This window comes from Bradyrhizobium sp. U531 (genome assembly GCF_051710265.1).
In the GTDB taxonomy this organism is placed as follows: domain Bacteria; phylum Pseudomonadota; class Alphaproteobacteria; order Rhizobiales; family Xanthobacteraceae; genus Bradyrhizobium.
Window position 1 is genome coordinate 367,566 of sequence record NZ_JASVEN010000004.1, and the last position, 25,577, is coordinate 393,142.

At 64.4% G+C, this 25,577-nt stretch carries 21 protein-coding genes; 7 read left to right on the top strand and 14 right to left on the bottom strand.

The features are described from left to right. Positions 1–37: 37 nt before the first annotated feature. Complete coding sequence (locus QRQ56_RS21290) at positions 38–922, bottom strand: LysR family transcriptional regulator (RefSeq protein ID WP_438742833.1); 885 nt, start codon at positions 920–922, stop codon at positions 38–40. Positions 923–1,044: 122 nt separating this feature from the next. On the opposite strand from QRQ56_RS21290, the gene QRQ56_RS21295 reads away from it, so the two are divergent. Beyond that, positions 1,045–1,683, top strand: coding sequence for a pyridoxamine 5'-phosphate oxidase family protein (locus tag QRQ56_RS21295; protein WP_438742834.1), 639 nt, complete (start codon positions 1,045–1,047; stop codon positions 1,681–1,683). A gap of 180 nt (positions 1,684–1,863) precedes the next feature. On the opposite strand, the gene QRQ56_RS21300 is transcribed toward QRQ56_RS21295, so the two are convergent. From QRQ56_RS21300 to QRQ56_RS21310, 3 genes are read right to left on the bottom strand one after another with little or no spacing between them, the layout of a single operon-like run. Next, on the bottom strand, positions 1,864–2,595 hold the full coding sequence (locus tag QRQ56_RS21300; protein WP_438742835.1) for an ABC transporter ATP-binding protein: 732 nt from the start codon (positions 2,593–2,595) through the stop codon (positions 1,864–1,866). After that, complete coding sequence (locus QRQ56_RS21305; protein WP_438742836.1) at positions 2,592–4,361, bottom strand: branched-chain amino acid ABC transporter ATP-binding protein/permease; 1,770 nt, start codon at positions 4,359–4,361, stop codon at positions 2,592–2,594. The genes QRQ56_RS21300 and QRQ56_RS21305 overlap by 4 nt, the downstream gene beginning before the upstream one ends. 5 nt (positions 4,362–4,366) lie before the next feature. After that, positions 4,367–5,407 (bottom strand): branched-chain amino acid ABC transporter permease, encoded by a 1,041-nt coding sequence (locus QRQ56_RS21310; protein ID WP_438742837.1) that lies wholly within the window; start codon positions 5,405–5,407, stop codon positions 4,367–4,369. Between the two features lie 176 nt (positions 5,408–5,583). Here QRQ56_RS21310 and QRQ56_RS21315 point away from each other — a divergent pair, with 176 nt between their 5' ends. Next, complete coding sequence (locus QRQ56_RS21315) at positions 5,584–6,117, top strand: MarR family winged helix-turn-helix transcriptional regulator (protein WP_438742838.1); 534 nt, start codon at positions 5,584–5,586, stop codon at positions 6,115–6,117. 230 nt (positions 6,118–6,347) lie between these two features. Here the strand turns inward: QRQ56_RS21315 and QRQ56_RS21320 are convergent, their stop codons facing one another. The 10 genes from QRQ56_RS21320 to QRQ56_RS21365 all read right to left on the bottom strand — a co-directional run bounded on the left by QRQ56_RS21320 (position 6,348) and on the right by QRQ56_RS21365 (position 17,667). Next, positions 6,348–7,631 carry a glycerate kinase type-2 family protein gene (locus QRQ56_RS21320; protein WP_438742839.1) on the bottom strand — a complete coding sequence of 428 codons (1,284 nt, stop codon included), beginning with the start codon at positions 7,629–7,631 and terminating at the stop codon, positions 6,348–6,350. 193 nt (positions 7,632–7,824) lie between these two features. Next, positions 7,825–9,054, bottom strand: a complete 1,230-nt coding sequence (locus tag QRQ56_RS21325) for an ABC transporter substrate-binding protein (RefSeq protein ID WP_438742840.1) — start codon at positions 9,052–9,054, stop codon at positions 7,825–7,827. A gap of 160 nt (positions 9,055–9,214) precedes the next feature. Then, positions 9,215–10,444 carry an ABC transporter substrate-binding protein gene (locus tag QRQ56_RS21330; protein WP_438742841.1) on the bottom strand — a complete coding sequence of 410 codons (1,230 nt, stop codon included), beginning with the start codon at positions 10,442–10,444 and terminating at the stop codon, positions 9,215–9,217. Between the two features lie 254 nt (positions 10,445–10,698). Next, positions 10,699–11,925, bottom strand: a complete 1,227-nt coding sequence (locus tag QRQ56_RS21335) for an ABC transporter substrate-binding protein (RefSeq protein WP_438742842.1) — start codon at positions 11,923–11,925, stop codon at positions 10,699–10,701. Positions 11,926–12,045: 120 nt separating this feature from the next. Further along, positions 12,046–13,281 (bottom strand): ABC transporter substrate-binding protein, encoded by a 1,236-nt coding sequence (locus tag QRQ56_RS21340; RefSeq protein WP_438742843.1) that lies wholly within the window; start codon positions 13,279–13,281, stop codon positions 12,046–12,048. A 31-nt stretch (positions 13,282–13,312) separates the two neighbouring features. Next, entirely contained in the window at positions 13,313–14,332 is a 1,020-nt protein-coding gene (locus tag QRQ56_RS21345; protein WP_438742844.1) for a branched-chain amino acid ABC transporter permease, read from the bottom strand. A gap of 2 nt (positions 14,333–14,334) precedes the next feature. Beyond that, positions 14,335–15,213 carry a branched-chain amino acid ABC transporter permease gene (locus tag QRQ56_RS21350; RefSeq protein WP_438742845.1) on the bottom strand — a complete coding sequence of 293 codons (879 nt, stop codon included), beginning with the start codon at positions 15,211–15,213 and terminating at the stop codon, positions 14,335–14,337. A gap of 13 nt (positions 15,214–15,226) precedes the next feature. Next, entirely contained in the window at positions 15,227–15,940 is a 714-nt protein-coding gene (locus tag QRQ56_RS21355) for an ABC transporter ATP-binding protein (protein WP_008135694.1), read from the bottom strand. After that, on the bottom strand, positions 15,937–16,734 hold the full coding sequence (locus tag QRQ56_RS21360; RefSeq protein ID WP_438742846.1) for an ABC transporter ATP-binding protein: 798 nt from the start codon (positions 16,732–16,734) through the stop codon (positions 15,937–15,939). The genes QRQ56_RS21355 and QRQ56_RS21360 overlap by 4 nt, the downstream gene beginning before the upstream one ends. A 66-nt stretch (positions 16,735–16,800) precedes the next feature. Beyond that, on the bottom strand, positions 16,801–17,667 hold the full coding sequence (locus QRQ56_RS21365) for an IclR family transcriptional regulator (protein WP_438743019.1): 867 nt from the start codon (positions 17,665–17,667) through the stop codon (positions 16,801–16,803). Positions 17,668–17,798: 131 nt separating this feature from the next. Between QRQ56_RS21365 and QRQ56_RS21370 the strand changes: the two genes are divergently transcribed. The 5 genes from QRQ56_RS21370 to pimD all read left to right on the top strand — a co-directional run bounded on the left by QRQ56_RS21370 (position 17,799) and on the right by pimD (position 25,500). Continuing rightward, positions 17,799–19,895 carry a 3-hydroxyacyl-CoA dehydrogenase NAD-binding domain-containing protein gene (locus tag QRQ56_RS21370; protein WP_438742847.1) on the top strand — a complete coding sequence of 699 codons (2,097 nt, stop codon included), beginning with the start codon at positions 17,799–17,801 and terminating at the stop codon, positions 19,893–19,895. 88 nt (positions 19,896–19,983) lie between these two features. Then, positions 19,984–21,666, top strand: coding sequence for a dicarboxylate--CoA ligase PimA (gene pimA / locus QRQ56_RS21375; RefSeq protein WP_438742848.1), 1,683 nt, complete (start codon positions 19,984–19,986; stop codon positions 21,664–21,666). Further along, complete coding sequence (locus tag QRQ56_RS21380) at positions 21,663–22,850, top strand: acetyl-CoA C-acyltransferase (RefSeq protein ID WP_438742849.1); 1,188 nt, start codon at positions 21,663–21,665, stop codon at positions 22,848–22,850. The genes pimA and QRQ56_RS21380 overlap by 4 nt, the downstream gene beginning before the upstream one ends. A 134-nt stretch (positions 22,851–22,984) precedes the next feature. Next, positions 22,985–24,175 carry a pimeloyl-CoA dehydrogenase large subunit gene (gene pimC / locus QRQ56_RS21385; protein ID WP_438742850.1) on the top strand — a complete coding sequence of 397 codons (1,191 nt, stop codon included), beginning with the start codon at positions 22,985–22,987 and terminating at the stop codon, positions 24,173–24,175. A 182-nt stretch (positions 24,176–24,357) separates the two neighbouring features. Beyond that, complete coding sequence (pimD, locus tag QRQ56_RS21390; RefSeq protein ID WP_438742851.1) at positions 24,358–25,500, top strand: pimeloyl-CoA dehydrogenase small subunit; 1,143 nt, start codon at positions 24,358–24,360, stop codon at positions 25,498–25,500. The last annotated feature ends 77 nt before the right edge of the window (positions 25,501–25,577 follow it).

Below are 25,577 nucleotides of genomic sequence, written 5' to 3' on the forward strand. Positions count from 1 at the left end.
CATCACTGCGTGCTGCGATGCGTCCGGGACACGCGCCTCACCCAAACCTCCACTCCGCCGTCTCCACCACGAGATCGATGAAAGCGCGCACCTTGGCCGAGAGCAGGCGGGAGGTCGGATAGACGATGTGGATCGGTAGGGCCGGCTGCTCGTATTTCGCCAGCACGATTCTGAGCCGTCCGCGCTTCAGCCCCTCGGCGGCCTGATAGGCCAGCACACGTGTCACGCCGCCGCCGGCCTCGGCGTATTGCAGGGCGGCGTCGGCGCTGTTGCTGGAGAAGCGCGGAGCCGTCGTCACCTCGATGTCGCGGCCGTCCTGGACGAACTGCCAATGGGCGGACGGGCCGAACGCGATGGTCTGGTGCGCGAGCAAGTCCTGCGGCGTCTTCGGCTCGCCGTGACGCCTGAGATAGCCCGGCGTCGCGACCGTGATCCGCCGCATCTCGCCGACCTGGCGCGCGACCAGCGAGGAATCGGCGAGGTGACCGATCCGGACCGCCGCATCGACGGCGTCTTCCACGAGGTTGACGAGGTGGTCCGATAGCCTGAGGTCGGCGGTGACCTCGGGATAGCGCTTGAGATAGGCGGTCATGACGGATCCGACATGCAGCCGGCCGAACCCGACCGGCGCCGACACCACGAGGCGCCCGCTCGGCCGGTTGCGCTCCTCGCGGGCGGAGCCGTCGGCCTCCTCGACATCGGCGAGGATCCGCCGGGCGCGTTCCAGATAGCGGGTGCCCACATCGGTCAACCGCACCTGCCGCGTCGTCCGCTGCAGCAGCCGGGCGCCGAGATGCTCCTCCAGCGCGGCGATCATCCGCGTCACCGCGGAGGGCGACAGTCGCAGCTTGCGCGCCGCGGGGGCAAAGCCGCGCAGATCGGCGACGGTGACGAAGACGTGCATGGCATCCAGACGGTCCATGGCATTATTGCATATATTGCAATGATGAAGTGTCAAGCGGCGTGATTGTTTTAACGGCAGAAAGGTCCATCTTGAGTCCCGAAAGACGCAGCGATGCGCCGGAATTTTCAGGAGATGTTCCGATGACCGCAGTTCAAACCTATGCCAGCGACGTGGCTTTCACCCCCGCGGTGAAGGCGATCCAGGCGCGCAAGGGCTCGCGCGAGGCCTATGGCCGCGTCGAGCAGCGCGGCTGGCGCACAGAGGTCGATGAGAACCTCGAAGCCTTCCTCGCCGACGCCAACAGCTTCTATTTCTCCACCGCCTCGGCCGACGGCCAGCCCTATATCCAGCATCGCGGCGGCCCGAAGGGCTTCCTGAAGGTGCTGGACAAGCAGACGCTGGCCTTTGCCGACTATGCCGGCAACCAGCAGTTCATTACCCAGGGCAATCTCTCGGAGAACGCCAAGGCCTATATCTTCGTGATGGACTACGCCCACCGCCGCCGCGTGAAGATCTGGGGCGAGGCGCGAATCGTCGAGGACGACGAAGCGCTGACGACCTCGCTGATGCCGAAGGGATATCGCGCAAGGCCGGAGCAGGTGATCCTGTTCAAGATCGCGGCCTGGGACACCAACTGCCCGCAGCACATCCCGCAGAAGTTCGACGCGAGTGATGTTGCAGCCGCGCTGGCGGCAAGGGATGCCAGGATCGCAGAGCTGGAAGCGGAGGTCGCGGCGTTGAAGGGGGAGAAGGCGGACTTATCTTCCAACGAAAGCTGAAACGGCGTGCGCGGTGTTCCCTCTCCCCTTGTGGGAGAGGGTGGCTCGCCGCGTAGCGGCGAGACGGGTGAGGGGTCTCTCTCCACGAAGAGTACTCTTCGTGCGGATAGAAACCCCTCATCCGGCGCTTCGCGCCACCTTCTCCCACAGGGGGAGAAGGGAAGAGGAGCCAGCCGCGAATCAGATCGCGCTGGCGCCTTCGTGCTGGAAGCCGAGATAGCTCGCCGCCACTCGCTCGTTCGCTGCGATGTCGCTGGCCTTGCCGCTCAGCACGAACTCGCCGAGCTCCATCACATAGGCCTGGTCGGCGATCTTCAGCGCGGCCTGCGCGTTCTGCTCGACCAGCAGCACGGAGACGCCGCTGGCGCGCAGCTCCGTGACGATACGGAAGATGTCGGCGACGATGATGGGGGCAAGGCCGAGGCTCGGCTCGTCCAGCATCAGCAGCTTCGGCTCGCCCATCAGCGCGCGGCCCATCGCCAGCATCTGCTGCTCGCCGCCGGAGAGCGTACCGGCGAGCTGCTTGCGTCGCTCTTTCAGCCGTGGAAACAGCGTATAGACGCGCTCGATCGAAGACCTGGCCCGGCTCCGCTCGATACGGAAGGCGCCGAGCTCGAGATTATCCTCGACATTCATGGTCACGAACAATTCGCGGTGCTCGGGGACGAGGCCGAGCCCCATCGCGACGCGGTCCTCGATATCGAGGCGCGCCAGATCCTGCCCCGCAAATGTAACGCGGCCCTTCAGCGGCAGGATGCCCATGATGGCCGAGAGCAGCGTGGTCTTGCCGGCGCCGTTGGCGCCGACGATGGTGACGATCTGGTTCGCACCGACCTCGAGCGAGACCGAGCGCACGGCCTCGACCTTGCCATATGCGACGTGGGCGTCGGTGACGGACAACAGCGCGCTCATGCCGCCACTCCGAGATAGGCCTTGATCACTTCGGGGTTGGTCTTGATCGTCGCGGGCGTGCCTTCCGCGATCTTGGTGCCGAAATCCAGCACCACGATGCGGTCGGCGAGGTTCATGACGAAGCCCATGTCGTGCTCGACCAAAAGGACGGACATGCCGCCGTCGCGCAGCTCGCGCAGCAAGGTGGCGAGCCGCTGCTTCTCCATGTGGCGGAGGCCGGCGGCCGGCTCGTCGAGCAGCAGCAGCATCGGGTCCACGCAGAGCGCACGGGCGATCTCGACGATGCGCTGCTGTCCGAGCGACAGGCTGCCGGCGAGCTGATGCATCTGCTCGGCAAGCCCGACGCGCTCGATTTGGCGCGCGGCCTCCGCGAGCAGCTTCGCCTCATCGGCGCGATCGAGCCGCAGCATCGAGGACAGGGGACCGGAATGGCCGCGCAGATGCGCGCCGATCGCGACGTTCTCCAGCACGGTCATGTCAGGGACGAGCTTGACGTGCTGGAAGGTCCTGGAGATGCCGAGCTTGACGATCTCTTGCGGCGGCGCGTTGTCGACCTTCTTGCCCAGCACCGAGATCGAGCCTGACGTCGCCGACAGCACGCCGGTGATCAGGTTGAAGGTGGTGCTCTTGCCGGCGCCGTTCGGGCCGATCAGCGCGACGATCTCGCGGGCCTGGACGTCGAACGAGACGTTGTTGACCGCGACCACGCCGCCGAACTGCTTTCGCGCTTTGTCGACCTGTAGCAGGATGCTGCTCTCGCCGGGCGAGCGGGTGCGCTGCTCGAGCTTCAGCGAGGTATCGGGCTTGCTGCCGCCGGTGCGTTCCGGCAGGAACGAGATCAGCCAGGGCCAGAGCCCGCCGGGTGCAAGCTGCAGCAGCGCCACCAGCATGATGCCGAACACGATGGTCTCGACCTGGCCGGAGCCGGGCAGGATCAGCGGCAGATAGCTCTGCAGCACCTCTTTCAGCACCACGACGATCGCAGCGCCCAGCACGCCGCCCCAGACGTAGCCGGCGCCGCCGACCACGGCGATGAAGAGAAATTCGATGCCGGCCTGCGCACCGAACGGCGTCGGGTTCACCGCGCGCTGCAGATGCGCGTAGAGCCAGCCCGAAAGGCCGGCGAGTACCGCGGCATGGATGAACACCAGGAGTTTTGCGCGCGGCGTGTGCACGCCAAAGGCTTCGGCGGCGACGTGCCCGCGGCGCAGCGCGCGGATGGCGCGGCCGGTGCGGGAGTCCAGCAGGTTCATCGTCAGCAGGGCCGAGAGGATCACGGCGACCCAGATCGCGTAATAGATCGAGCCGGGCGAGAGCATCTTGAACGTGCCGATCGATAGCGGCGGGATCGCCGAGATACCGTCGTTGCGGCCGAGGAACTCGAGCTTGCTGAACAGGTAGAATAGCCCCAGCCCCCAGGCGAGCGTGCCGAGCGGCAGATAGTGGCCGGAGAGGCGGACGGTGATCAGGCCGAGCAAGACTGCCAGCGATCCGCTGACCACCAGCGACAGCGGCAGCGTCAGCCAGGGCGACAATCCGTAGGACGTCGTCAGCACCGCCGTGGTGTAGGCGCCGAAGCCGACGAAGGCGGCCTGCCCGAACGAGGTGAGGCCACCGACGCCGGTCAGCAGCACGAGGCCCATCGCGACCAGGGCGGCGAGGCCGATATTGTCCAGCAGCACGATCCAGAACGGCGGCATGCCCGGCACAAACGGGATCGCCGCCATGACGAGCGCAAAGACGATGATGGGAAGCCGGCTCTGCATCGCCCTCAGTCCTTCTCTTCTTCGACGGCAGGCGCGGCGAGCGAGCGCAGCAGCAGCACGGGAATCAGCAGCATGAAAACGATCACCTCCTTGTAGTTGGAGGCATAGAAGGACGAGAACGCCTCGACGATGCCGACCACCAGCGCCGCGACGGCGGTGAGGGGATAGCTGACGAGGCCGCCGATGATCGCGGCGACAAAGCCCTTCAGGCCGATCAGGAAGCCCGAGTCGTAATAGAGCGTCGTGATCGGCACGATCATGATGCCCGACAGCGCGCCGATGACGGAAGCCAGCAGGAAGGCGATCTGCCCCGACAGCGTGGTGCGGATGCCGACGAGCCGAGCGCCCAGCCGGTTCACCGCGGTCGCGCGCAGCGCCTTGCCGTAGAGCGTCAGGCCGAAGAACAGCCAGAGCCCGACGATGAAGGCGACGGTGATGGCGTAGACCGTGATGCTCTGGCCGGTGAAGCGCAGCGCGCCGGCGGTGAAGGCGCCGGACAGCACGGCGGGTCCGCGCTGGCCCTCGGCGCCGAAGAACAACAGGCCGAGGCCCTGCAGCGCGAGGTGCACGCCGACGGAGGCGATCAGCAGCACCAGCACGGAGGTGTGCGCCAGCGGCTGGAACGCGACGCGGTAGAGATAGAGGCCGATCATGGCGACGATCACCAGCGACAGCGCGATCGAGACCGCCACCGGCGGCTTCTGGGCGGCGAAGTAAACGGTCAGCGCCAGCACGATGGCCGGCAGCACGACGTTGGTGACGAGGCTGCGAAGGACCAGGCGCCCGTGCAGCGCCTTGCGCGCCACGAACAGGTCGAAGGCAAAGGCGCCGATGCCGAGCGCGAGCGCCAGCTTGGCCGTGCCCGGCATCTGGCCCGCGGCCAGCGAGGCATAGGTCAGCGCGCCGTAGGTGACGAATTCGCCCTGGGGGATGAGGATCACGCGGGTGACGGCGAACACCAGCACCAGCGCCAGACCGAGCAGCGCATAGATCGCGCCATTGGTGATGCCGTCCTGCAGCAGGAACAGCATGATGGTGGTATTCAAGACCGGACGCCCCCCTCAAGATCTAAGGACCGGTCCCTCGATTGCGGTGGACGGTCCGTTCACAGCCATTGAAAAACGCTGTCGATATTTGATATGGTCCATAACAATTATCAAATATAACATCAAGGGTAACGGACGACCCGTCCCGAATTTAGCGGGATTACGAGCACGAGGCGATGACCGTTTCCAAAACCGCTGAAAAGTCTTCTGAAAAATCGACTGACCCGGCCAAAGGCCGCAAGGACGCGGCGGAGCCGCAAGGACAGGTTCACGCCGAAGCGCTCCAGCTCGGCGAGCTGTCCGAGCAGCTCGGCTACGTCCTGAAGCGGGCGCAGCTCAAGGTGTTCGAGAACTTCCTGCGCTGCATGGCCTCGCTGCAGCTCACCCCGGCGCAGTTCTCCGTGCTGCTGCTGGTCGAGAAGAATCCGGGCCGTAACCAGACCGAGATCGCCTCCACCCTCGGCATCCTCAGGCCGAACTTCGTGGCGATGCTCGACAATCTGGAAAGCCGCGACCTGTGCGCGCGGATCCGCTCCACCAACGACCGCCGCTCGCACATCCTGGTCCTGACCGACAAGGGCAAGGCCGTGCTGTCGCGGGCCAAGAAGCTGGTCGCAAGCAAGCACGAGTCGCGGCTGAATGAGCTGCTGGGGCAGGCCAACCGCGAAGCGCTGATCGAGATGCTCTCGAAGATCGCCAACGAGTTTTGACGGGATCGCCGCCGGGCCGCGAAGCAAGCCGCTTTGTGGCAGGCGCTATCCGCAAACCCCGCTGTCATCGCCCGCGAAGGCGGGCGATCCAGTACTCCGCGGCAGTCGTGATTTAGCCGAGAAGCCGCGGCGTACTGGATTCCCCGCCTTCGCGGGGAATGACGGCATCAGTGGAGCTGCTCTCTATATCCGTCGTCGTGCCCGGCCATGACGGAGGAGACGTCCGGGCCTCAATCCACCAGGATCACCCGGATATCGTTGACGTTGGTCAGCGTCGGGCCGGGCTGCAGCAGATCCCCCGTCGCCTCGAAGAAGCTGGTCGCGTCGTTGTTGTCGAGATAGGCCTGCGGCTGCAGTCCCTGCGCCTTCATCTTCGCGAAGGTCGCTGCGTCGATTAGCGCGCCTGCGGGATCGGTGGGGTGGCCGGCGCCGCCGTCGGCGCCGTCGGTGTCGCCCGCCAGCGCCGCGATATCAGGCGTGTCCTTGAGCAATGACGCCAGCGCCAGCGCGTATTCCTGGTTCGGTCCGCCGCGCCCATTGCCGCGCACGGTGACCGTGAGCTCGCCGCCGGAGAGGATCGCGAGGCGCTTGCCCTGCGCACGTGCATCCAGCGCCAGCCTGGCGTGAGCGGCGGCGACCTCGCGCGCTTCGCCCTCGAGATCGGCGCCGAGATCGATCGTCTCGTAGCCGGATTCCTTGGCGAGCTTCACGGCGGCATCGAGCGACTGCTTGGGCCGCGCGATCAATTCGAAATGCGCGCGCGCGAAGGCGGCATCGTCGGGTTTGCAGCTTTCGTTGCGGGGATCCTCGAGCGCGCGCCGCACGGCATCGTCGACGTCGAGCTTGTACTTCGCGACGATCGCGCGGGCATCGGCGAGCGTGGTCGGATCGGGCACGGTGGGACCGGAGGCGATCGCGGAGGGATCGTCATGCGGCACGTCGGAGATCGCGAGCGTGACGATCTCGGCGGCATTCTTGCCGGCGCGCGCAAGGCGTCCGCCCTTGATGCGCGAGAGGTGCTTGCGCACGACATTCATCTCGCCGATCGGCGCGCCCGAGCGCAGCAGCGCCTTGTTGACCGCCTGCTTCTGCGCGAAGCTGATGCCGTCCGCCGGCGCGATCCAGTTGGCCGAGCCGCCGCCGGTGAGCAGCACCAGCAGCAGATCATCCGGCCCGGCTTCGGCTGCGAGTGCGAGCGTGTCGGCCGCGCCCTTCAGGCCGGCCTCGTCGGGGACGGGATGGCCCGCCTCGACCACGCGGATGCGGCGCGTCGGCACGCCGTAGCCGTGGCGCGTGGTGGCGATGCCGACCAGACGCTCCGGCGCCAGTCCCAGCGTATCGAGATAATGCCGCTCGGCCGCCGCGGCCATGGCGCCCGCGCCTTTGCCGGCGGCAAGGCAGATCACGCGGCCTCTGGGGGCGGGCCGCAAGTGCGGCGCCAGCACCACATTGGGATGCGCAGCGGCGACGGCGGCGTCGTAGAGCGCGCGGAGCAGGGGACGTCGGTCGGTCATGACGATGGCCTTCGGCAGACGGAACGGAGTGGCGGCAGATGCCGCCGTTCCCCTGCCTAGCGCATCGGGCAGCAAAGCGTAAGCCGGCTTTGCCATCATTCGATTGTGCAATCGCGTGATCATAATCGGAGCGCAAGCAAAAGCCCCCCGCGACGGTCTCGCAGGGGGCTTTCGTCGTCAAATCGTCAGGCAGCTAGCCGCCGACGTCGGCGCTGATCACGTCGCCGAACAGCTCCCACTTCTCGCCCTTGAACCTCTCGAGCCGGAGCTGGCTGATGGGTGCAAAGTCGGTTGCGGAAGTATTGATCTGGATGCCCGGCAGCAGCACTTCGGTGCGGTAGTCCTTGAGACTGGCCGCCTGCTTCATGATGTTCGCGCGGGTGAGATCGTCGCCGCACTGCTTGAGCACCTGGACGAGGGTCTGCGCCACGCCATAGCCGACGATGGTGCCGTGGTCGAGCTTGTCGCCCTCCGGGAAGTACTTGGTCATGAAGGCCAGGAAGTCTTTCATGCCGGGGTCGTTGTTCCACTCGGGATCGGAGACGTCCTTGAGATAGTCGGCGGAAATGATCTCCTGGGCGTTCTCGAAGCCCGCGGGCTTGAGCACGCTGCCGACCGAGGCCGAGACGTTGTTGAGGAAGTGCAGCGGCTTCCAGCCGATCTCGGCGTTCTTCTTGATCGCCTGCGCCGCGAATTTCGGCGTCGTGATGTTCATGAAGACGTCGGCGCCGGTCGACTTCAGCTTGACGATGTGATTGTCGATGGTCGGCTCGGAGGTCTCATAGCTCTCCTCCATGACGATCATCGAGGCGGCCTTGGTGCCGAGGCCGTCCTTCAGCCCCTTCAGGTAATCCTTGCCGTAATCGTCGTTCTGAAACAGCACGGCGATCTTGGCGTCCGGCTTGTTCTTCAGGAGCCACTTCGCATAGATCTGCGTCTCGCTCTGATAGTTGGGCTGCCAGCCCATGGTCCATGGGAAGTCTTTTGCATCGTTCCACTTGGTGGCGCCGGTGGCGACGAACAGCTGCGGCACCTTCTTGGAATTCATGTATTTGTGAATCGCCGAGTTCGGCGGCGTGCCGAGCGAGTTGAAGATGAACAGCACCTCGTCGCTTTCGACCAGCTTGCGCGCTTGCTCGACGGTCTTCGGCGGCGAGTAGCCGTCGTCGTAGGAGATGAAATTGATCTTGCGGCCGTTGATGCCGCCTTCGTCGTTGATCTTCTTGAAATAGGCGGCCTCGGTCCGCCCGATGATGCCGTAGGCGGAGGCCGGTCCGCTGTAGGGCATGATGTTGCCGATCTTGATCTCGGTATCGGTCGCGCCGGTATCGTATTTCTTCTGGGCCGACGCAGTGGAGGTCGTGGCCGCAATGAGCGCGAGCGCCAGTGACGCGGCCGCAAGCTTGCCGGTGACAGCGGGCATTCCTATCTCCCTATTTTCTTGGTGTGTGTGCGTCCCTTTTCTTGAATTGATCGTTTTTGGCGACGCGGTCGCAATTCAATACGATTTGGCCGGGGCCTTCAAGGAAAAGCCCCCGCGGCCGGGCCGCGGAGGCTTGCGTCTTTAGTTGAGCGGTGACGGGTCAACCACCGACGTCGCCGCTCAGGATTTCGCCAAACCGCTCCCAGGTCTCGCCCTTGAACCGGATCAGCTGCAGTTGCGAGAGCGGGGCGAAGTCGGTGGCCGAGGTGTTGACCTTGATGCCCGGCAGCAGTCCGGCGGGTTCGTAATCCTTGATGCTGGCGGCCTGCTTCATGATGTTCTCGCGGGTCAGATCGTCGCCGCAGGCCTTGAGCACGTGCGCGAGGCCTTGGGCGACGATGTAGCCATACATCACCGAAGCGTCGGCGCGGTTGGCTTCGGGATAGTATTTGTCCAGGAATTGATTCCAGGCGACCATCGCCGGGTCGCTCTTCCACTGCGCGTCGGTCGGGTCCTTGAAGTATTGCGACGAGATGATGTCCTGCGCGTTGTCGAAGCCGGCCGGCTTGATGACGCTGCCGATCGAGCCCGAGACGTTGTTGAGGAAATGCAGCGGCTTCCAGCCGAGCTCGGCGTTCTTCTTGATCGCCTGCGCGGCGAATTTCGGCGTGGTGATGTTCATGAAGACATCGGCGCCAGAGGATTTCAGCTTCACGATATGCGAGTCGATGGTCGGCTCGGAGACCTCATAGCTGTCCTCGATGACGATCAGCGAAGCGGCCTTGGCGCCGAGGCCGTCCTTGAAGCCCTTCAGGTAATCCTTGCCGTAATCGTCGTTCTGATAGAGCACGGCGATCTTGGCATCCGGCTTGTTCTTCAGGATGTATTTTGCGTAGATGATGGTCTCGCTCTGGTAGTTGGGCTGCCAGCCCATCGTCCAGGGGAAGTTCTGCGGATCGTTCCACTTGGTGGCGCCGGTGGCGACGAACAGCTGCGGCACCTTCTTCTGGTTGAGATATTTCTGGATCGCCGTGTTCGGCGGCGTGCCCAGCGAGTTGAAGACCACCAGCACCTCGTCGCTCTCGACCAGCTTGCGCGCCTGCTCCACCGTCTTCGGCGGCGAATAGGCATCGTCATAGCTGACGTAGGTGACCTTGCGTCCGTTGATGCCGCCTTCGGCGTTGATCTTGCGGAAGTAGGCCTCTTCGGTCTTGCCGATCACGCCGTAGGCGGAGGCCGGTCCGCTGTAGGGCATGATGTTGCCGATCTTGATTTCGGTGTCGGAGGCGCCGGTGTCGTATTTCTTCTGCGCCGATACTGCCGTGGACAAGGTGGCAGCCAGCAGGAGGGCAGCCGAGAAGGCCCCCAACCGCGCGTGCATTGCAGGCATCTTGATCTCCCTGGAACAGGTTTGAATGTGTCTGTTGTTCTTGATTGGGAGCGATCGTTGCGCGCCGCTCCTTCGCACATTCAATACCCATCCATCGCGGCCAGCAAGAAAAACGCCGCGGCAGAACTGTCGCAGGGACGGGCAATCAATTTGAAGCAGTGCGGAATATTCCGGCGGATGAGATTTCGCGCGCCGTTAATCAATTGCGCCTAAGTTGCCGTTTGATGTCGTGGCGATCTTGAATTGCGCTGGGCTCAGTGGCCCATCTCGCTCGAGATGACGTCGCCGAACAGCTCCCACTTCTTGCCCTTGAAGCGCATCATCTGCAGCTGCTCGATCGGCGCGAAATTGTCCGGCGCTGTGTTGATCTTGATGCCGGGCAGCAGCGTGTCGGGCTCGAAATCCTTCAGGGAAGCCGCCTGCTTCATGACGTTCTCGCGGGTGAGGTCGTCGCCGCACATCTGCAGCACCTTCACCATGGTTTGAGCTGCGGCGTAGCCGAACACGACGCCGGCATCGAGCTTGTTGGCCTTGGAATCGTATTGCGCGACGAAGTTGTAGAACTTCTTCATGCCGTCATCGGCATTCCACTGCGGATCGGAGCCGTCCTTGGTGTAGCTCGCCGACAGGATGCCTTGCGAGATCTCGAGGCCGGCGGGCTCGATGACGCCGCCGACGGAGGCCGAGACGTTGGAGACGATGTAGACCGGATGCCAGTTGATCTCCGCCGCCTTCTTGATCGCCTGCGCGGCGAATTTCGGCGTGGTGATGCTGATGAAGACGTCGGCGCCCGAGGCCTTCAGCTTCACGATGTGCTCGTCGATGGTGGGCTCGGCGGTGTCGTAGGCCTCCTGCAGCACGATCATGGAGGCCTTGGCGCCGAAGCCGTCCTTCAGCCCCTTCAGATAGTCCTTGCCGAAATCGTCGTTCTGGTAGAGCACGCCGATCTTTCCGTCCGGCTTCTCCTTCATGACGTATTTGGCGTAGATGCGCGCCTCGCTGGCGTAGCTGGGCTGCCAGCCCATGGTCCAGGGATATTGCTTGGGGTCGTTCCATTTCGAGGCGCCGCTCGCCACGAACAATTGCGGCACCTTCTTCTCGTTCATGTATTTGCGGATGGCGCCGTTGGTGGAGGTGCCGAGCGAGCCGAAGATCAGCAGAACCCCGTCGCTCTCGACCAACTTGCGTGCCTGCTCCACCGTCTTCGACGGCGAATAGCCGTCGTCATAGGAAATGAACTTGATCTTGCGGCCGTTGATGCCGCCCTCGGCGTTGACCTTGTTGAAATAGGCTTCCTCGGCCCGGCCGATCGCGGCATAGGCCGAGGCCGGGCCGCTATAGGGCATGATGTTGCCTATTCTGATCTCGGTATCGGAAGCGCCGCTGTCGTAGTTCTTCTGCGCCCGTGCCTGGCTCGTCACTGCAGTGCACAACGCAACCGCGGTCCAGACGGCCGCAACCTGAAAACGAACAGCGGTCATTGTTCTCCTGCCCCGAGTTAAATCGGAGCTGCATTGAACAAGATTGGCGCTTGCCGTCAACAAAAAGCCCCCGCGATCGCGCGCGGGGGCTTCTCGAGGTCCGACTGTGACGTCAGCGTGTCACTCGGTGGTGACGTCGCCGCTGATGATCTCGCCGAACAGTTCCCACTTCTCGCCCTTGAAGCGCTGCATCTGGAGCTGGGCGATCGGGGCGAAGTCGGTCGCGCTGGTGTTGATCTTGACGCCGGGCAGCAGGGTGTCCGGTGCAAAATCCTTCAGGCTCGCGGCCTGCTTCATGATGTTGGCGCGGGTGAGATCGTCACCGCACATCTCCAGCACCTTGGCGAGGGTCGACGCGGCGCCGTAGCCGTAGACCATGCTGGTGTCGGACTTGTCGGCGCCGGGCATGTACTTGTCGACGAACTCGTTCCACTTCTTCATGCCGGGGTCGTTGGCCCACTGCGGATCGGTGGAGTCTTTGGCGTAGGCCGCCGACAACACGCCCTCGGAGTTCTCGAAGCCGGCCGGCTTCATCACGCTGCCGACCGAGATCGACACGTTGGTGAGGATCTGCAGCGGCTTCCAGTTGAGCTCGGCAGTCTTCTTGATGGTCTGGGCCGCGAATTTCGGCGTCGTGTAGATCAGCAGCACGTCGGGATTGGCCGCCTTGATCTTGACGATGTGACCGTCGATCGAGGGCTCGGACACCTCATAGCTCTCTTCCATGATGATCATGGACGAGGCCTTGGCGCCGAGGCCGTCCTTGGTGCCCTTGAGGTAGTCCTTGCCGAAATCGTCGTTCTGATAGAGCACCGCGACCTTGGCGTTGGGCTTCTCCTTCATCAGCCATTTGGCGTAGATCTGAGCTTCGCTCTGGTAGGAGGGCTGCCAGCCCATGGTCCAGGGGAAGTTCTTCGGGTCGTTCCACTTGGTGGCGCCGGTGGCGACGAAGAGCTGCGGGATCTTCTTGGAGTTGAGGTATTTCTGGATTGCGCTGTTCGAGGGCGTGCCGAGCGGATTGAAGACGACCAGAACCTCGTCGCTCTCGACCAGCTTGCGGACCTGCTCCACGGCCTTCGGCGGCGAATAGCCGTCGTCATAGGTGACGAAGTTGATCTTGCGGCCGTTGATGCCGCCCTTGTCGTTGATCATCTTGAAATAGGCTTCTTCGGTCTTGCCGATGACGCCATAAGCCGACGCCGGACCGCTGTACGGCATGATGTTGCCGATCTTGATCTCGGTATCGGACGCGCCGGTGTCGTACTTCTTCTGGGCCAGAGCAGCGGTCGAAGTGAGGGCAATGGCCGCCGTTGCCGTGACCAGCGCGGCGGCTCGCAGTGTTCTTCCAAAAGTCAATTCGATCTCCTTCTTTAAGTCCAACAGGTCTTCAGTTCTTCTTGAGTTTGCCGGCGAATTGCTGGCCGAGGATCGCGATCTGCCGCGCGCCGTGCGGCACGAGGTAGATGACGAGGAACAGCAGCACGCCGAACACCGCGCCGGAGAGGCCCTTGGAAATGCTCTCCGCCATGTTCGGCACGAAGATGATGAAGGCTGCACCGACGAACGAGCCGGGCAGCCAGCCGACGCCGCCGACCACCATGCCGAGGAACAGCGAGATGGCGAGCGTGATGGTGTAGCTGTCGGGAGCCACGAACTGCACCGCGATGGCGCCGAGCGAGCCGGCGACGCCGGTGACCGCCGCCGACACGCCGAAGGCCAGCGTCTTGTAGAGCGCGACGTTGACGCCCATCGAGGACGCCGCGATCTCGTTGTCGCGGATTGCCATGAAGGCGCGGCCGGACCTCGAGCGCAGCAGGTTTACCGAGAGGAGGTAGATCGCGATCGTCACGAGCAGGGTGAAGTAATACAGCCAGGTGTCCTGCGACATCGGCAGGCCGAACGGCGCGTCCGGCTTGGTGACGACGAGGCCCTGCACGCCGCCGGTCCAGTGTTCCAGGAAGTTCAGCTTCAAAAGCTGCGGCATCGCGGTGGCGAGAGCGAAGGTCGCGAGCGCGAGATAGACGCCCGACAGCCGCAGCGCCGGTTTGCCGAACAGGTACCCGAAGCCGAAGCAAACCGTGGCGGAGATCGGAATGGTCAGCGCGTAGTTGATGTTGGCGTGCTCCATCAGCACCGCGGACGTGTAGGCGCCGACGGCGTAGAAGGCGCTCTGGCCGAGCGAAAACTGGCCGGAGCCGCCGGTCAGGATGTTGAGCGCCAGCACGGCGAGCCCGTAGATCAGGAGCATCGTCATCTGGAAGATGATGAAGTTCTTGACGAACATCGGCACGATCAGGAGCGCCGCCAGCACCACAAGCGAGGTGCCGGTGCCCAGCGTCATGGCCCGCTTCGGAACCGCCTCGACCGCCTGGTGGCCTTCGGCAACGACTTCTTCTGCTGCGCTCATGATCAAACTCGCTTGACGATTTGCCGGCCGAACAGGCCAGCGGGTTTGACGACCAGGACGGAGATGATCAGCGCGAGCGCGATCGGGAGTTTCAGCTCGTTGCCGACGCCGGGGATGTAGGTTCCGGCGAGGTTCTCGAACACGCCGACCAGGAAGCCGCCGACCACGGCGCCGAACGGGCTGGACAGCCCGCCGAGCACCGCCGCGGCGAAGCCGTAGATCAGCACGCCGCCCATCATGTTGGGCTCCAGGAACACGACCGGTGCGATCAGCATGCCGGCGATCGAGCCGATCGCGGTCGCCATGCCCCAGCCGAGCGCGATCATCCAGCTGGTGTTGATGCCGACGAGACGGGCCGATTCAGGCACCGAGGCCGCGGCCCGCATCGCAAGGCCGATCCTCGTGTATTGGAAGAAGAAGTAGAGGCCGAGCAGCAGCAGAACGGTGACGCCGATCATGCCGGCCTGGTGGGTCGAGATCAGCTGGCTGCCCAGGAACGGCGAGGAGCCGAACGGGGTCGGATACTGCTTGATGGTGAAGTCCCAGATCAGGCCGGCCGAGGAGTTGATGATCGCGAACAGCGCGATGAAGCCGGCGACGTTGGTCAGCACCGGCGCTTTCGCGAGCGGCTTGAACAGGATGCGTTCGATCGCGATGCCGGCAACGAAGGAAAATGCCAGCGTGAGCACGAAGGCGGCCCAATAGGACACCCCCCATTGCATCAGCTGCCACGAGATGAAGGTCGAGAACATCGCCATCTCGCCCTGCGCGAAGTTGAGATGGTCGATGGCCTGGTAGATCATGACCACGGCGAGCGCCATGCAGGCATAGATCGCGCCCGTGGCAATGCCGGCCAGGACCTGGTTGGTGAACAGCTCCATTGTCCCGGCTCCCTCAGTAACCCAGATAGGATTTACGGATTTCTTCGTTGTTCGCGATGTCCTTGGCGTTGCCTGACATCACGATGCGGCCGGTCTCGATCACATAGGCCTGGTCGGCGAGCTCCAGCGCGAGCTGGGCGTTCTGCTCGACCACCAGGATCGACACCTTGTCCTCGCGGTTGATCTTGCCGAGGATGCCGAACAGGTCGCGCACCACCAGCGGCGCAAGGCCGAAGGAGGGCTCGTCCAGCAGCATCAGCCGCGGCCGCAGCATCAGCGCGCGTGCGACCGCGAGCATCTGCTGCTCGCCGCCGGAGAGCGTGCCGGCCTGCTGGGTGTGGCGCTGCTTCAAGACAGGGAAATGCGCGTACATGCGCTCGATGTCGGAGACGATGCCGGCGCTGTCTTTGCGGGTGATGGCCCCTAGCTGGAGGTTCTCCTCCACCGTCATGGTGGTGAAGGTGCCTCGGCCCTGCGGCACATGGGCGATGCCGAACCGCACGATGCTTTCGGTCGAGCGGTTGTTCAGCGGCTTGCCGTCGAACTCGATCCCGCCGGTGGAGCGCACCATGTTGCAGATCGCGCGCAGCGTGGTGGTCTTGCCGGCGCCGTTGGCGCCCAGCAGCGTCGTCAGCGAGCCCTCGTTGAGCGAGAAGGACAGGCCGTGGAGCGCCTGGACCTGGCCGTAATAGGCGCGCAGGTCCTTGACGTTGAGCAGCGTCGTCATTGGTCCTTGCTCCCGAGATAGGCCTTGATGACGTCGGGGTCCGCCTGCACCTGGGCGGGCGTGCCTTCTGCGAGCTTCTTGCCGAAATTCAGCGCGACGACGTGGTCGGCGATCGACATCACGAGGCCCATGTGATGCTCGACCAGCAGCACGGTCATGTGGCGTTCGTCGCGGATTTTGCGGATGAGGTCGCCGAGCACGTAGACTTCCTCGTGATTGAGGCCGCCGGCGGGCTCGTCGAGCAGCAGGATCTTCGGGTCGGCCGCGAGCGCACGCGCCAGCTCGACGCGCTTCTGCGTGCCGAACGGCAGGCCGGACACGATGGTGTGGGCGACGTCCTCGAGATTTAGATAGGCGAGGATGTCGTGCACCTTCTTGTTCACGTCGGTCTCGCTGCGGCGAATCCAGGCAAGGCGCAGCGAGTCGCTGATGATGTCGCTGGAGGTCCGGGCGTGGGTTCCGACGCGCACATTGTCCATCACCGAGAGGTTCGGAAACAGCGCCACGTTCTGGAAGGTGCGGCCGATGCCGATCTCGGCGATCCGGTGCGGCGGCCGCGTCAGGATGCTCGTGCCTTCCATCAGGATGTCGCCGGATGACGGCTGGTAGAGCCGGGACAGGCAGTTGAAGAGCGTGGTCTTGCCGGCGCCGTTGGGCCCGATCAATCCGAGGATCTGGCCCTTTTGCATGTCGAAGGACACGCCGTTGAGCGCGACGATGCCGCCGAACACGACGCTGACGTCGCGAACGGCGAGCAGGGGGGCTGTCCCCTGCGCGAGCTGTGCCTGCGTCATCTCGTCTCGCTCACGTCATTCAGTGAGCGATGGGGCGATGCGAACCGCTCCCGACGATGACAAAGGCTATCTGATCCCCTCGGCCAAACGAGCAAGTTTCCCTCCTGATTTCAGCTTTTTGCTGACGTCTTTTTTGGAATGCGGCATCAGACCCCCGAGCGCCGCTTCGATGTTCCTTACCATCGCTAAGAGACGCGGTCCAATGTCGTTGATCAAACGCTCTTCCGTGAAGCGGAATGCGGGCGCGCCGCAATTGAACGCGTAAGGTCCGGTTCCGTCGTTGAGCTTGAGCGCAACGCCGGCGGCGCCGATGTCGTCGTGCCAGTCGCCGACCGAAGTCGCGAAACCGTATTTCGCGACGGTTTCGCCGGAGCGTTCCAGCCCATCGCGCATCTTCGGCCAGCGGCTGCCATAATGTTCGCGCAACAGGCGCGACAGCTCGGTGCGGTCATCGGCGTCGAGCGCCCAGAAATAGGCACGGCCCATCGCGCTGGTTGCAATCGGCACGCGCGAGCCGACGTCAAGTTGAACGCCGACCGTCTCGCTGCCGCGGCTCTGTCCGAAATAGATCATGCTGTGTCGATCGCGGCCGCCGACTGCGACGGCGCCGCCGGTCGCGCGCATCATCTCTTCGCGGAACGGCTCGGACAAATGTCGAACGCCGAGATTGGCGAGCGCAGCGTAGCCGAGCGACATCGCCGCGGGCGTGAGCTGGTACTTTTCGAAGCGGGGAACCGGGGCGAGGTAGCCCAGCTTGGTCAACGTGTAGGTCAGCCGGGAGACCGTCGGTTTCGGCAGATTGGTGCGCGCCGCAATCTCCTGATTGCCGAGAAGGCCGTCATTGGGGTGGAATGCTCGCAATACGTCCAGTCCGCGGGAAAGCGCGACGACGAAATTCCGATCGGTCGCAGTCTTCTTTCCTGTACGCTTCATCCCTGATCTGCTTCTTGCGCGGAGTCGTTGACAAGCCACGTGCTTCAAAATAACCCTGCCGTCAAGATGCGGAATTAAATTCCGCACCGCGAAATCGAACAAAAGTTAATCCCCACCAAGGAGGGAACACCGTGAGCGAAGTGGTCAAGCTTGAGCGTCATGACGAGGTCGGTATCGTCACGGTCGACAGCCCTCCGGTCAATGCGCTGAGTGCCGCGGTCCGCGGTGGTATCCTGGAATGCGTCAAGGCCGCTGTCGCCGATCCCGCCATCAAGGGCATCGTGCTGACCTGCGCCGGCCGCACCTTCATCGCAGGCGCCGACATCACCGAATTCGGCAAGCCGCCGAAAGCGCCGGCGCTCAACGACGTGCTGTCCGAGATCGAGAATTCGCCGAAGCCCGTGGTCGCCGCGATCCATGGCACGGCGCTCGGCGGCGGCCTCGAGGTCGCGCTCGCCTGTCATTTCCGCGTAGCGGTGAAAGAGGCCAAGCTCGGCCTGCCCGAGGTGAAGCTCGGTCTGCTGCCGGGCGCCGGCGGCACCCAGCGCCTGCCGCGTGCGGTTGGCCCCGAGCTCGCCGTCAAGATGATCGTTGGCGGTGATCCCATCGGCGCTGCGGAAGCGCTGAAGAACGGCCTGATCGAGGAGATCGTCGAGGGGCCGGCCTCGGGCGGCGAGGCTTTCGTGCGCAAGCTGATCGCCGAGAAGCGTCCGCTGCGCCGCCTGCGCGACGACGACAGCAAGATCGCGGCCGCCAAGGCTGACCGCTCGATCTTCACCAATGCGGTCGCCGCCATGACCAAGAAGTCGCGTGGCCTGGAAGCGCCGTTCGCCGCGGCCGACGCCGTCGGCTACGCCATTGACCTACCTTTCGACGAAGGTCTGAAGAAGGAGCGGGAGGGTTTTCTCAAGCTCGTTTCCAGCGACCAGTCCAAGGCGCAGCGTTACGCCTTCTTCGCCGAGCGCGAAGCCGCCAAGATCGCGGGCGTGCCTGAGGGCACCAAGTCGCGTCCCGTCAACCGCGTCGCCATTCTCGGCGCAGGCACGATGGGCGGCGGCATCGCGATGTCCTTCGCCAATGCCGGCATCCCCGTCACCCTGATCGAAACGGGCGAGGAGCAGCTCAAGCGCGGCATGGGCATCATGCAGAAGAACTGGGAAGCGACCGCGGCGCGCGGCGGCATCCCGGCGGACGCGCCCGCCAAGCGCATGGCGCTGATCAACGGTGTCGTCGGCATCGAGAATGTCGGCGATGCCGACCTCGTCATCGAAGCCGTGTTCGAGACCATGGCGGTCAAGAAGGAAGTGTTCGGCAAGCTCGATCAGCACGTCAAGCCGGGCGCCGTGCTCGCCTCCAACACCTCGTATCTCAACATCGACGAGATCGCGAAGGCGACCAAGCGTCCGCAGGACGTGCTCGGCATGCACTTCTTCTCGCCGGCCAACGTCATGAAGCTGTGCGAGATCGTTCGCGCCGACAAGACCGCGCCGGACGCGCTGGTGACGGCCGTGACGATCGCGCGCAAGATCGCGAAAGTGCCGGCCGTGGTCGGCGTCTGCGACGGCTTCGTCGGCAACCGCATGCTGGCCCAGCGCGGCAAGCAGTCCGAGAAGCTGCTGTTCGAAGGCGCGCTGCCGCAGCAGGTCGATGCCGTCGTGACCAAGTTCGGCATGCCGATGGGACCGTTCGCGATGGGCGATCTCGCCGGCCTCGACATCGGCTGGCGCTCGCGGAAAGACCGCGGCATCAAGTCCGAGATCGCGGACGCGCTGTGCGAAGCCGGCCGCTTCGGCCAGAAGACCGGCAAGGGCTACTACAAGTATGAAGCCGGCTCCCGTTCGGCGCTGCCCGACCCCGAGGTCGAGAAGCTGATCGACGAGACGCTTGCCCGCCTCGGCCGCAAGAAGCGCGTCGTCAGCGACGAGGAGATCCTCGAGCGCATGATGTACCCGATGATCAACGAGGGCGCGAAGATCCTCGAAGAAGGCATCGCGGCACGTCCCAGCGACATCGACGTGGTCTGGCTCTATGGCTATGGCTGGCCGATCTACCGCGGCGGCCCGATGTTCTGGGCCGACAGCGTCGGCCTCAAGCACATCGCCGATCGCCTGGCCTTCTACGCCAAGGAGACCAACGATCCGAGCCTCGAGCCCGCGCCGCTGCTGAAGAAGCTGGCGGCCGAAGGCAAGACCTTCGCCTCGCTGGCCGCGGCATCGAAGGCGGCTTGATGGAGCCTCGCGCTCCAACGCTCAGTCATTCCGGGTTCGGCTCTTCGAGCCGCCCCGGAATGACGATCTGTGTAGCCTCAAGGAAGCAATGACCCATCCCGGTGAACAGTTTTACCCCGAGGGCGTGCGTTGGGACGACGCCATCGTCCAGGGCACGCTGCCCGACCTCCTGTCGCAAGCGGCCGCCGATTACGGTCCGCGCGGTGCGCTGGAGTTTCGCGATCGCGCGATCACCTACACGGAGCTGGCCGCGATGGCCGATCGCGCGGCCGCAGCGTTTCTCCGCGCCGGCTGCGGCAAGGGCACGTCGATCGCGCTTTTCCTCGGCAATTCGCCCGATCACCCCGTCAACTTCTTCGGTGCGCTGAAGGCCGGCGCCCGAGTCGCGCATCTGTCGCCGCTCGACGGCGAGATCGCGCTGACGCACAAGGTTTCGGATTCCGGCTCGCGCCTGCTCGTCACCTCCAATCTCGCCGCGCTGCTGCCGACCGCGCTGAAGTTTCTGGAGAAGGGCCTGATCGACAAGCTCGTCGTCTGCGAGGACGACGATTGGGGCAAGATCGGCACGCCGCAGGCGCCGATCCCTGGGGATCCCCGCATCGTCACCTTCAAAACCTTCGTCGAAGGCGCCGCGGCACCCGCGCAGTGGCCGTCGGTGACGGTCGATGACGTCGCCTTGCTGCAATATACCGGCGGCACCACCGGCCTGCCCAAGGGCGCGATGCTGACCCATGGCAATCTCACCTCCGCGGTGTCGATCTACGACGTCTGGGGCAAGCCCACGCGCGCGGCGCGTGGCGACGTGATCGAGCGCGTGATCTGCGTGCTGCCGCTGTTCCACATCTACGCGCTCACCGTGGTGCTGCTGTCCTCGCTTGCCCGCGGCAATCTGATCTCGATCCACCAGCGCTTCGACGTCGAAGCCGTCATGCGCGACATCGAAATCAAGCGCGCGACGTATTTCCCGGGCGTGCCGACGATGTGGATCGCGATCGCGGCGCTGCCCGATCTCGACAAGCGCGATTTCTCCTCGCTCAATGCCATCGGCTCCGGCGGCGCGCCGCTGCCGGTCGAGGTCGCGAGCTTCTTCGAGCGCAAGGTCGGCAAGAAGCTGAAGAGCGGCTGGGGCATGACCGAGACCTGCTCGCCCGGCACCGGCCATCCGCCGGTGGGACCGGACAAGCCGGGCTCGATCGGCCTGATGCTGCCCGGTATCGAGCTCGACGTGGTTTCGCTGGAAGACCCGACCAAGGTGCTGCCGCCGGGCGAGGTCGGAGAAATCCGTATCAAGGGCCCCAACGTCACCAAGGGTTACTGGAACAAGCCGGAGGGATCCGCGGATGCCTTCGTCGACGGCCGTTTCCTCACCGGCGACATCGGCTATGTCGATACCGACGGCTACTTCTTTCTGGTCGACCGCAAGAAGGACATGATCATCTCCGGCGGCTTCAACGTCTATCCGCAGATGATCGAGCAGGCGATCTACACCATTGCGGGCGTGCACGAGGTGATCGTGCTCGGCATTCCCGACCAGTACCGTGGTGAGGCCGCAAAGGCCTTCATCAAGCTGAAGCCCGGCGCAAAGCCGCTCTCGCTCGACGAGCTGCGCAGCCAGCTCACGGGCAAGGTCGGCAAGCACGAATTGCCGGCCGAGGTCGAGTTCGTCGACGATTTGCCGCGCACGCCGGTCGGAAAATTGTCGCGCCACGAATTGCGCCAGCAGCAGAAACCGTCACAATCCACTCGAGCCCCATCAGGAGGTCGTTCTTGACCGACGCCGTCATCGTTTCCACCGCCCGCACCCCGATCGGCAAGGCCTATCGCGGCGCGCTCAACGCCACCGAAGGCGCAACGCTGCTCGGCCACGCCATCGGCGAAGCCGTCGCGCGCGCCAAGGTCGATCCGAAGGAGATCGAGGACGTCGTGATGGGCGCGGCCCTGCAGCAGGGCGCGACCGGCGGCAACATCGCGCGCAAGGCGCTGCTCCGCGCCGGCCTTCCCGTCACCGTCGCCGGCACCACGATCGACCGGCAATGCGCCTCGGGCCTGCAGGCCATCGCGCTCGCGGCGCGTTCGGTGATCTTCGACGGTGTCGAGATCGCGGTCGGCGGCGGCGGCGAGTCCATCTCGCTGGTGCAGAACGACAAGATGAACGGCTTCCACGCCCAGGATCCGGCGCTTCTCAAGATCAAGGGCGAGGTTTACATGCCCATGATCGACACGGCCGAGATCGTCGCCAAGCGCTACGGCATCTCCCGCGAGAAGCAGGACGAATATTCGCTGGAGAGCCAGCGCCGCACCGCGGCCGCCCAGCAGGGCGGCAAGTTCAAGGAAGAGATCGCGCCGATCACGACGCAGATGGCGGTCACCGACAAGGCGACCGGCGCGGTGTCGATGAAGGACATCACGTTGTCGCAGGACGAGGGTCCCCGTCCCGAGACCACGCTCGAAGGTCTCGCCGGCCTCAAGCCCGTGCGCGGCGAAGGCTTTTCGATCACCGCCGGCAATGCCAGCCAGCTCTCCGACGGCGCCAGCGCCTCCGTGATCATGAGCGACAAGGAAGCGTCGAAGCGCGGCCTCAAGCCGCTCGGCATCTTCCGCGGCTTCGTCTCCGCCGGCTGCGAGCCGGACGAGATGGGCATCGGCCCGGTCTTCGCCGTACCGCGCCTGCTCAAGCGCCACGGCCTCACCGTCGACGACATCGGCCTCTGGGAGCTCAACGAAGCCTTCGCGGTGCAGGTGCTCTATTGCCGCGACAAGCTCGGCATCGACCCCGAGAAGATCAACGTCGACGGCGGCGCCATCGCGGTCGGCCATCCCTACGGCATGTCTGGCGCGCGCCTCACCGGCCACGCTTTGATCGAAGGCCGCCGCCGCAAAGCGAAGTACGCGGTCGTCACCATGTGCGTCGGCGGCGGCATGGGCGCTGCCGGTCTGTTCGAAGTGTTGCAGTAGTAGTTGCTGTCGTTCCGGGGCATTCGCGTTAGCGAATGAACCCGGAACCTCGATCCACAATCTCTGGATTCCGGGTTCGCGCTTCCCGCGCCCCGGAATGACGGATAGGGAATAACGTTTCACAGGAGGATCCGATGGATCTCGCATTCACGAAAGAAGAGCAGGCGTTTCGCGAGGAAGTGCGTTCGTTCTTCCGCGACAACGTGCCGCCGGATACGCGGCGCAAGCTGGTGGAAGGCCGCCACCTCTCGAAGGACGAGATGGTGACGTGGTGGCGCATCCTCAACAAGAAGGGCTGGGGCACCAGCCACTGGCCGACGCAGTATGGCGGCACCGGCTGGACGTCTGTGCAGCACTACATCTTCAACGAGGAGCTGCAGTCCTATCCGGCGCCGCAGCCGCTCGCCTTCGGCGTCAGCATGGTCGGTCCGGTCATCTACACCTTCGGCAACGAAGAGCAGAAGAAGAAGTACCTGCCGCGCATCGCCAACGTCGACGATTGGTGGTGCCAGGGCTTCTCCGAGCCCGGCTCCGGTTCGGACCTCGCCTCGCTTAAGACCAAGGCCGAGCGCCGTGGCGACAAGTGGATCATCAACGGCCAGAAAACCTGGACGACGCTGGCCCAGCACGCCGACATGATCTTCTGCCTCTGCCGCACCGACAACAACGCCAAGAAGCAGATGGGCATCTCCTTCATCGTGTTCTCGATGAAGTCGAAGGGCGTCACCGTGCGCCCGATCCAGACCATCGACGGCGGCCATGAGGTCAACGAAGTCTTCTTCGACGACGTCGAGGTGCCCTACGAGAACCTGATCGGCGAGGAGAACAAGGGCTGGGACTACGCCAAATTCCTGCTCGGCAATGAGCGCACCGGCATCGCCCGCGTCGGCGTCTCCAAGGAGCGGCTGCGGCGCATCAGGGATCTCGCTGGCAAGGTCGAATCTGCAGGCAAGCCGATCATCCAGGATGCCGCCTTCCGAGAGAAGCTGGCGGCCTGCGAGATCGAGCTGAAGGCGCTGGAGCTGACGCAGCTCCGCGTCGTCGCCGACGAAGGCAAGCACGGCAAGGGCAAGCCCAATCCGGCGTCCTCCGTGCTGAAGATCAAGGGCTCCGAGATCCAGCAGACTACCACCGAGCTGCTCATGGAAGTGATCGGCCCGTTCGCCGCGCCCTACGACGTGCACGGCGACGACGGCTCCAACGAAGCCATGGACTGGACCGCCCAGATCGCGCCGAGCTACTTCAACAACCGCAAGGTCTCGATCTACGGCGGCTCCAACGAGATCCAGCGCAACATCATCGCCAAGGCGGTGCTGGGGCTGTGATTGCAACAATGACGGTGTCGTCCCCCGCGAAGGCGGGGGACCCAGTACGCCGCGGCGGTCGTGAGTACGGCAGGCGGCTGCGTCTACTGGATCCCCGCTCCAGTGCGCAATGCGCACAAGGCGGGGATGACGTCTGAGGGTGAGGCGACGGTGGGGCAATTCCCGCCGATTTGGAGAGAAACATGGATTTTGATCTGAACGAGGAGCAGCGGCTTCTCAAGGAAAGCATCGACGGCCTGCTGACCGATTCCTACGATTTCGAGCAGCGCAAGAAGTACATGAAGGAGAAGGGCGGCTGGAGCCAAGCCGTCTGGCTCAAGCTCGCCGAGCAGGGCCTGCTCGGCCTGCCCTTCAGCGAGGCCGATGGCGGTTTCGGCGGCGGCGGCGTCGAGACCATGATCGTGATGGAAGCGCTCGGCAAGGCGCTGGTGCTGGAGCCCTATCTGGCAACGGTCGTGCTCGGCGGCGGCTTCCTGCGCCATGCCGGCAGCGACGCGCAGAAGGCTGCGCACGTGCCGGGCATCATCGACGGCAGCAAGACGCTTGCCTTTGCCCAGCTCGAGAAGAACTCGCGCTACGATCTGTTCGACGTCTCGACCACGGCGAAGAAGAAGGGCGACGGATGGGTCATCGACGGCGAGAAGTTCGTCGTGCTCAACGGCGAGAATGCCGACACGCTGGTCGTCACCGCGCGCACCAAAGGTGACCGCCGCGACAAGGCCGGCATCGGCGTGTTCCTGGTGCCCGCAAGCGCCAAGGGCGTGACGAAGAAGTCCTACCCGACCCAGGACGGCCTGCATGCCGCCGACATCACCTTCACCGGTGTCGAAGTCGGCGCTGATGCCGCGATCGGCAATCCCGACGATTCACTCGCCTTGATCGAGCGCGTGGTGGACGAAGCCCGCATCGCGCTCTGCGCCGAGGCGGTCGGCCTGATGGACGAGTCGCTGAAGACGACCGTCGAGTACATCAAGACGCGAAAGCAGTTCGGCGTCGCGATCGGCTCGTTCCAGTCGCTGCAGCACCGCGCCTCCGACATGTTCGTCGCGGCCGAGCAGGCCCGCTCGATGTCGATGTTCGCCACCATGGCGAACGATTTCGAGAACGCCAAGGAGCGTTCGAACGCCATCGCCGCGGCGAAGGTGCAGATCGGCAAGTCGCTGAAGTTCGTCGGCCAGCAGGCGATCCAGCTTCACGGCGGCATCGGCATGACCATGGAGGCGAAGATCGGCCACTACTTCAAGCGCCTCACCATGATCGAGAACTCGTTCGGCGACACCGACTACCACCAGCGCCGCGTCGCCGATGCGGGCGGGTTGATCTAGTCACGCTGTCATCCCGGGGCGCGCGCAGCGCGAACCCGGGATCCATCGTGCGGCAGCACGCGCGGTGAAATGGATTC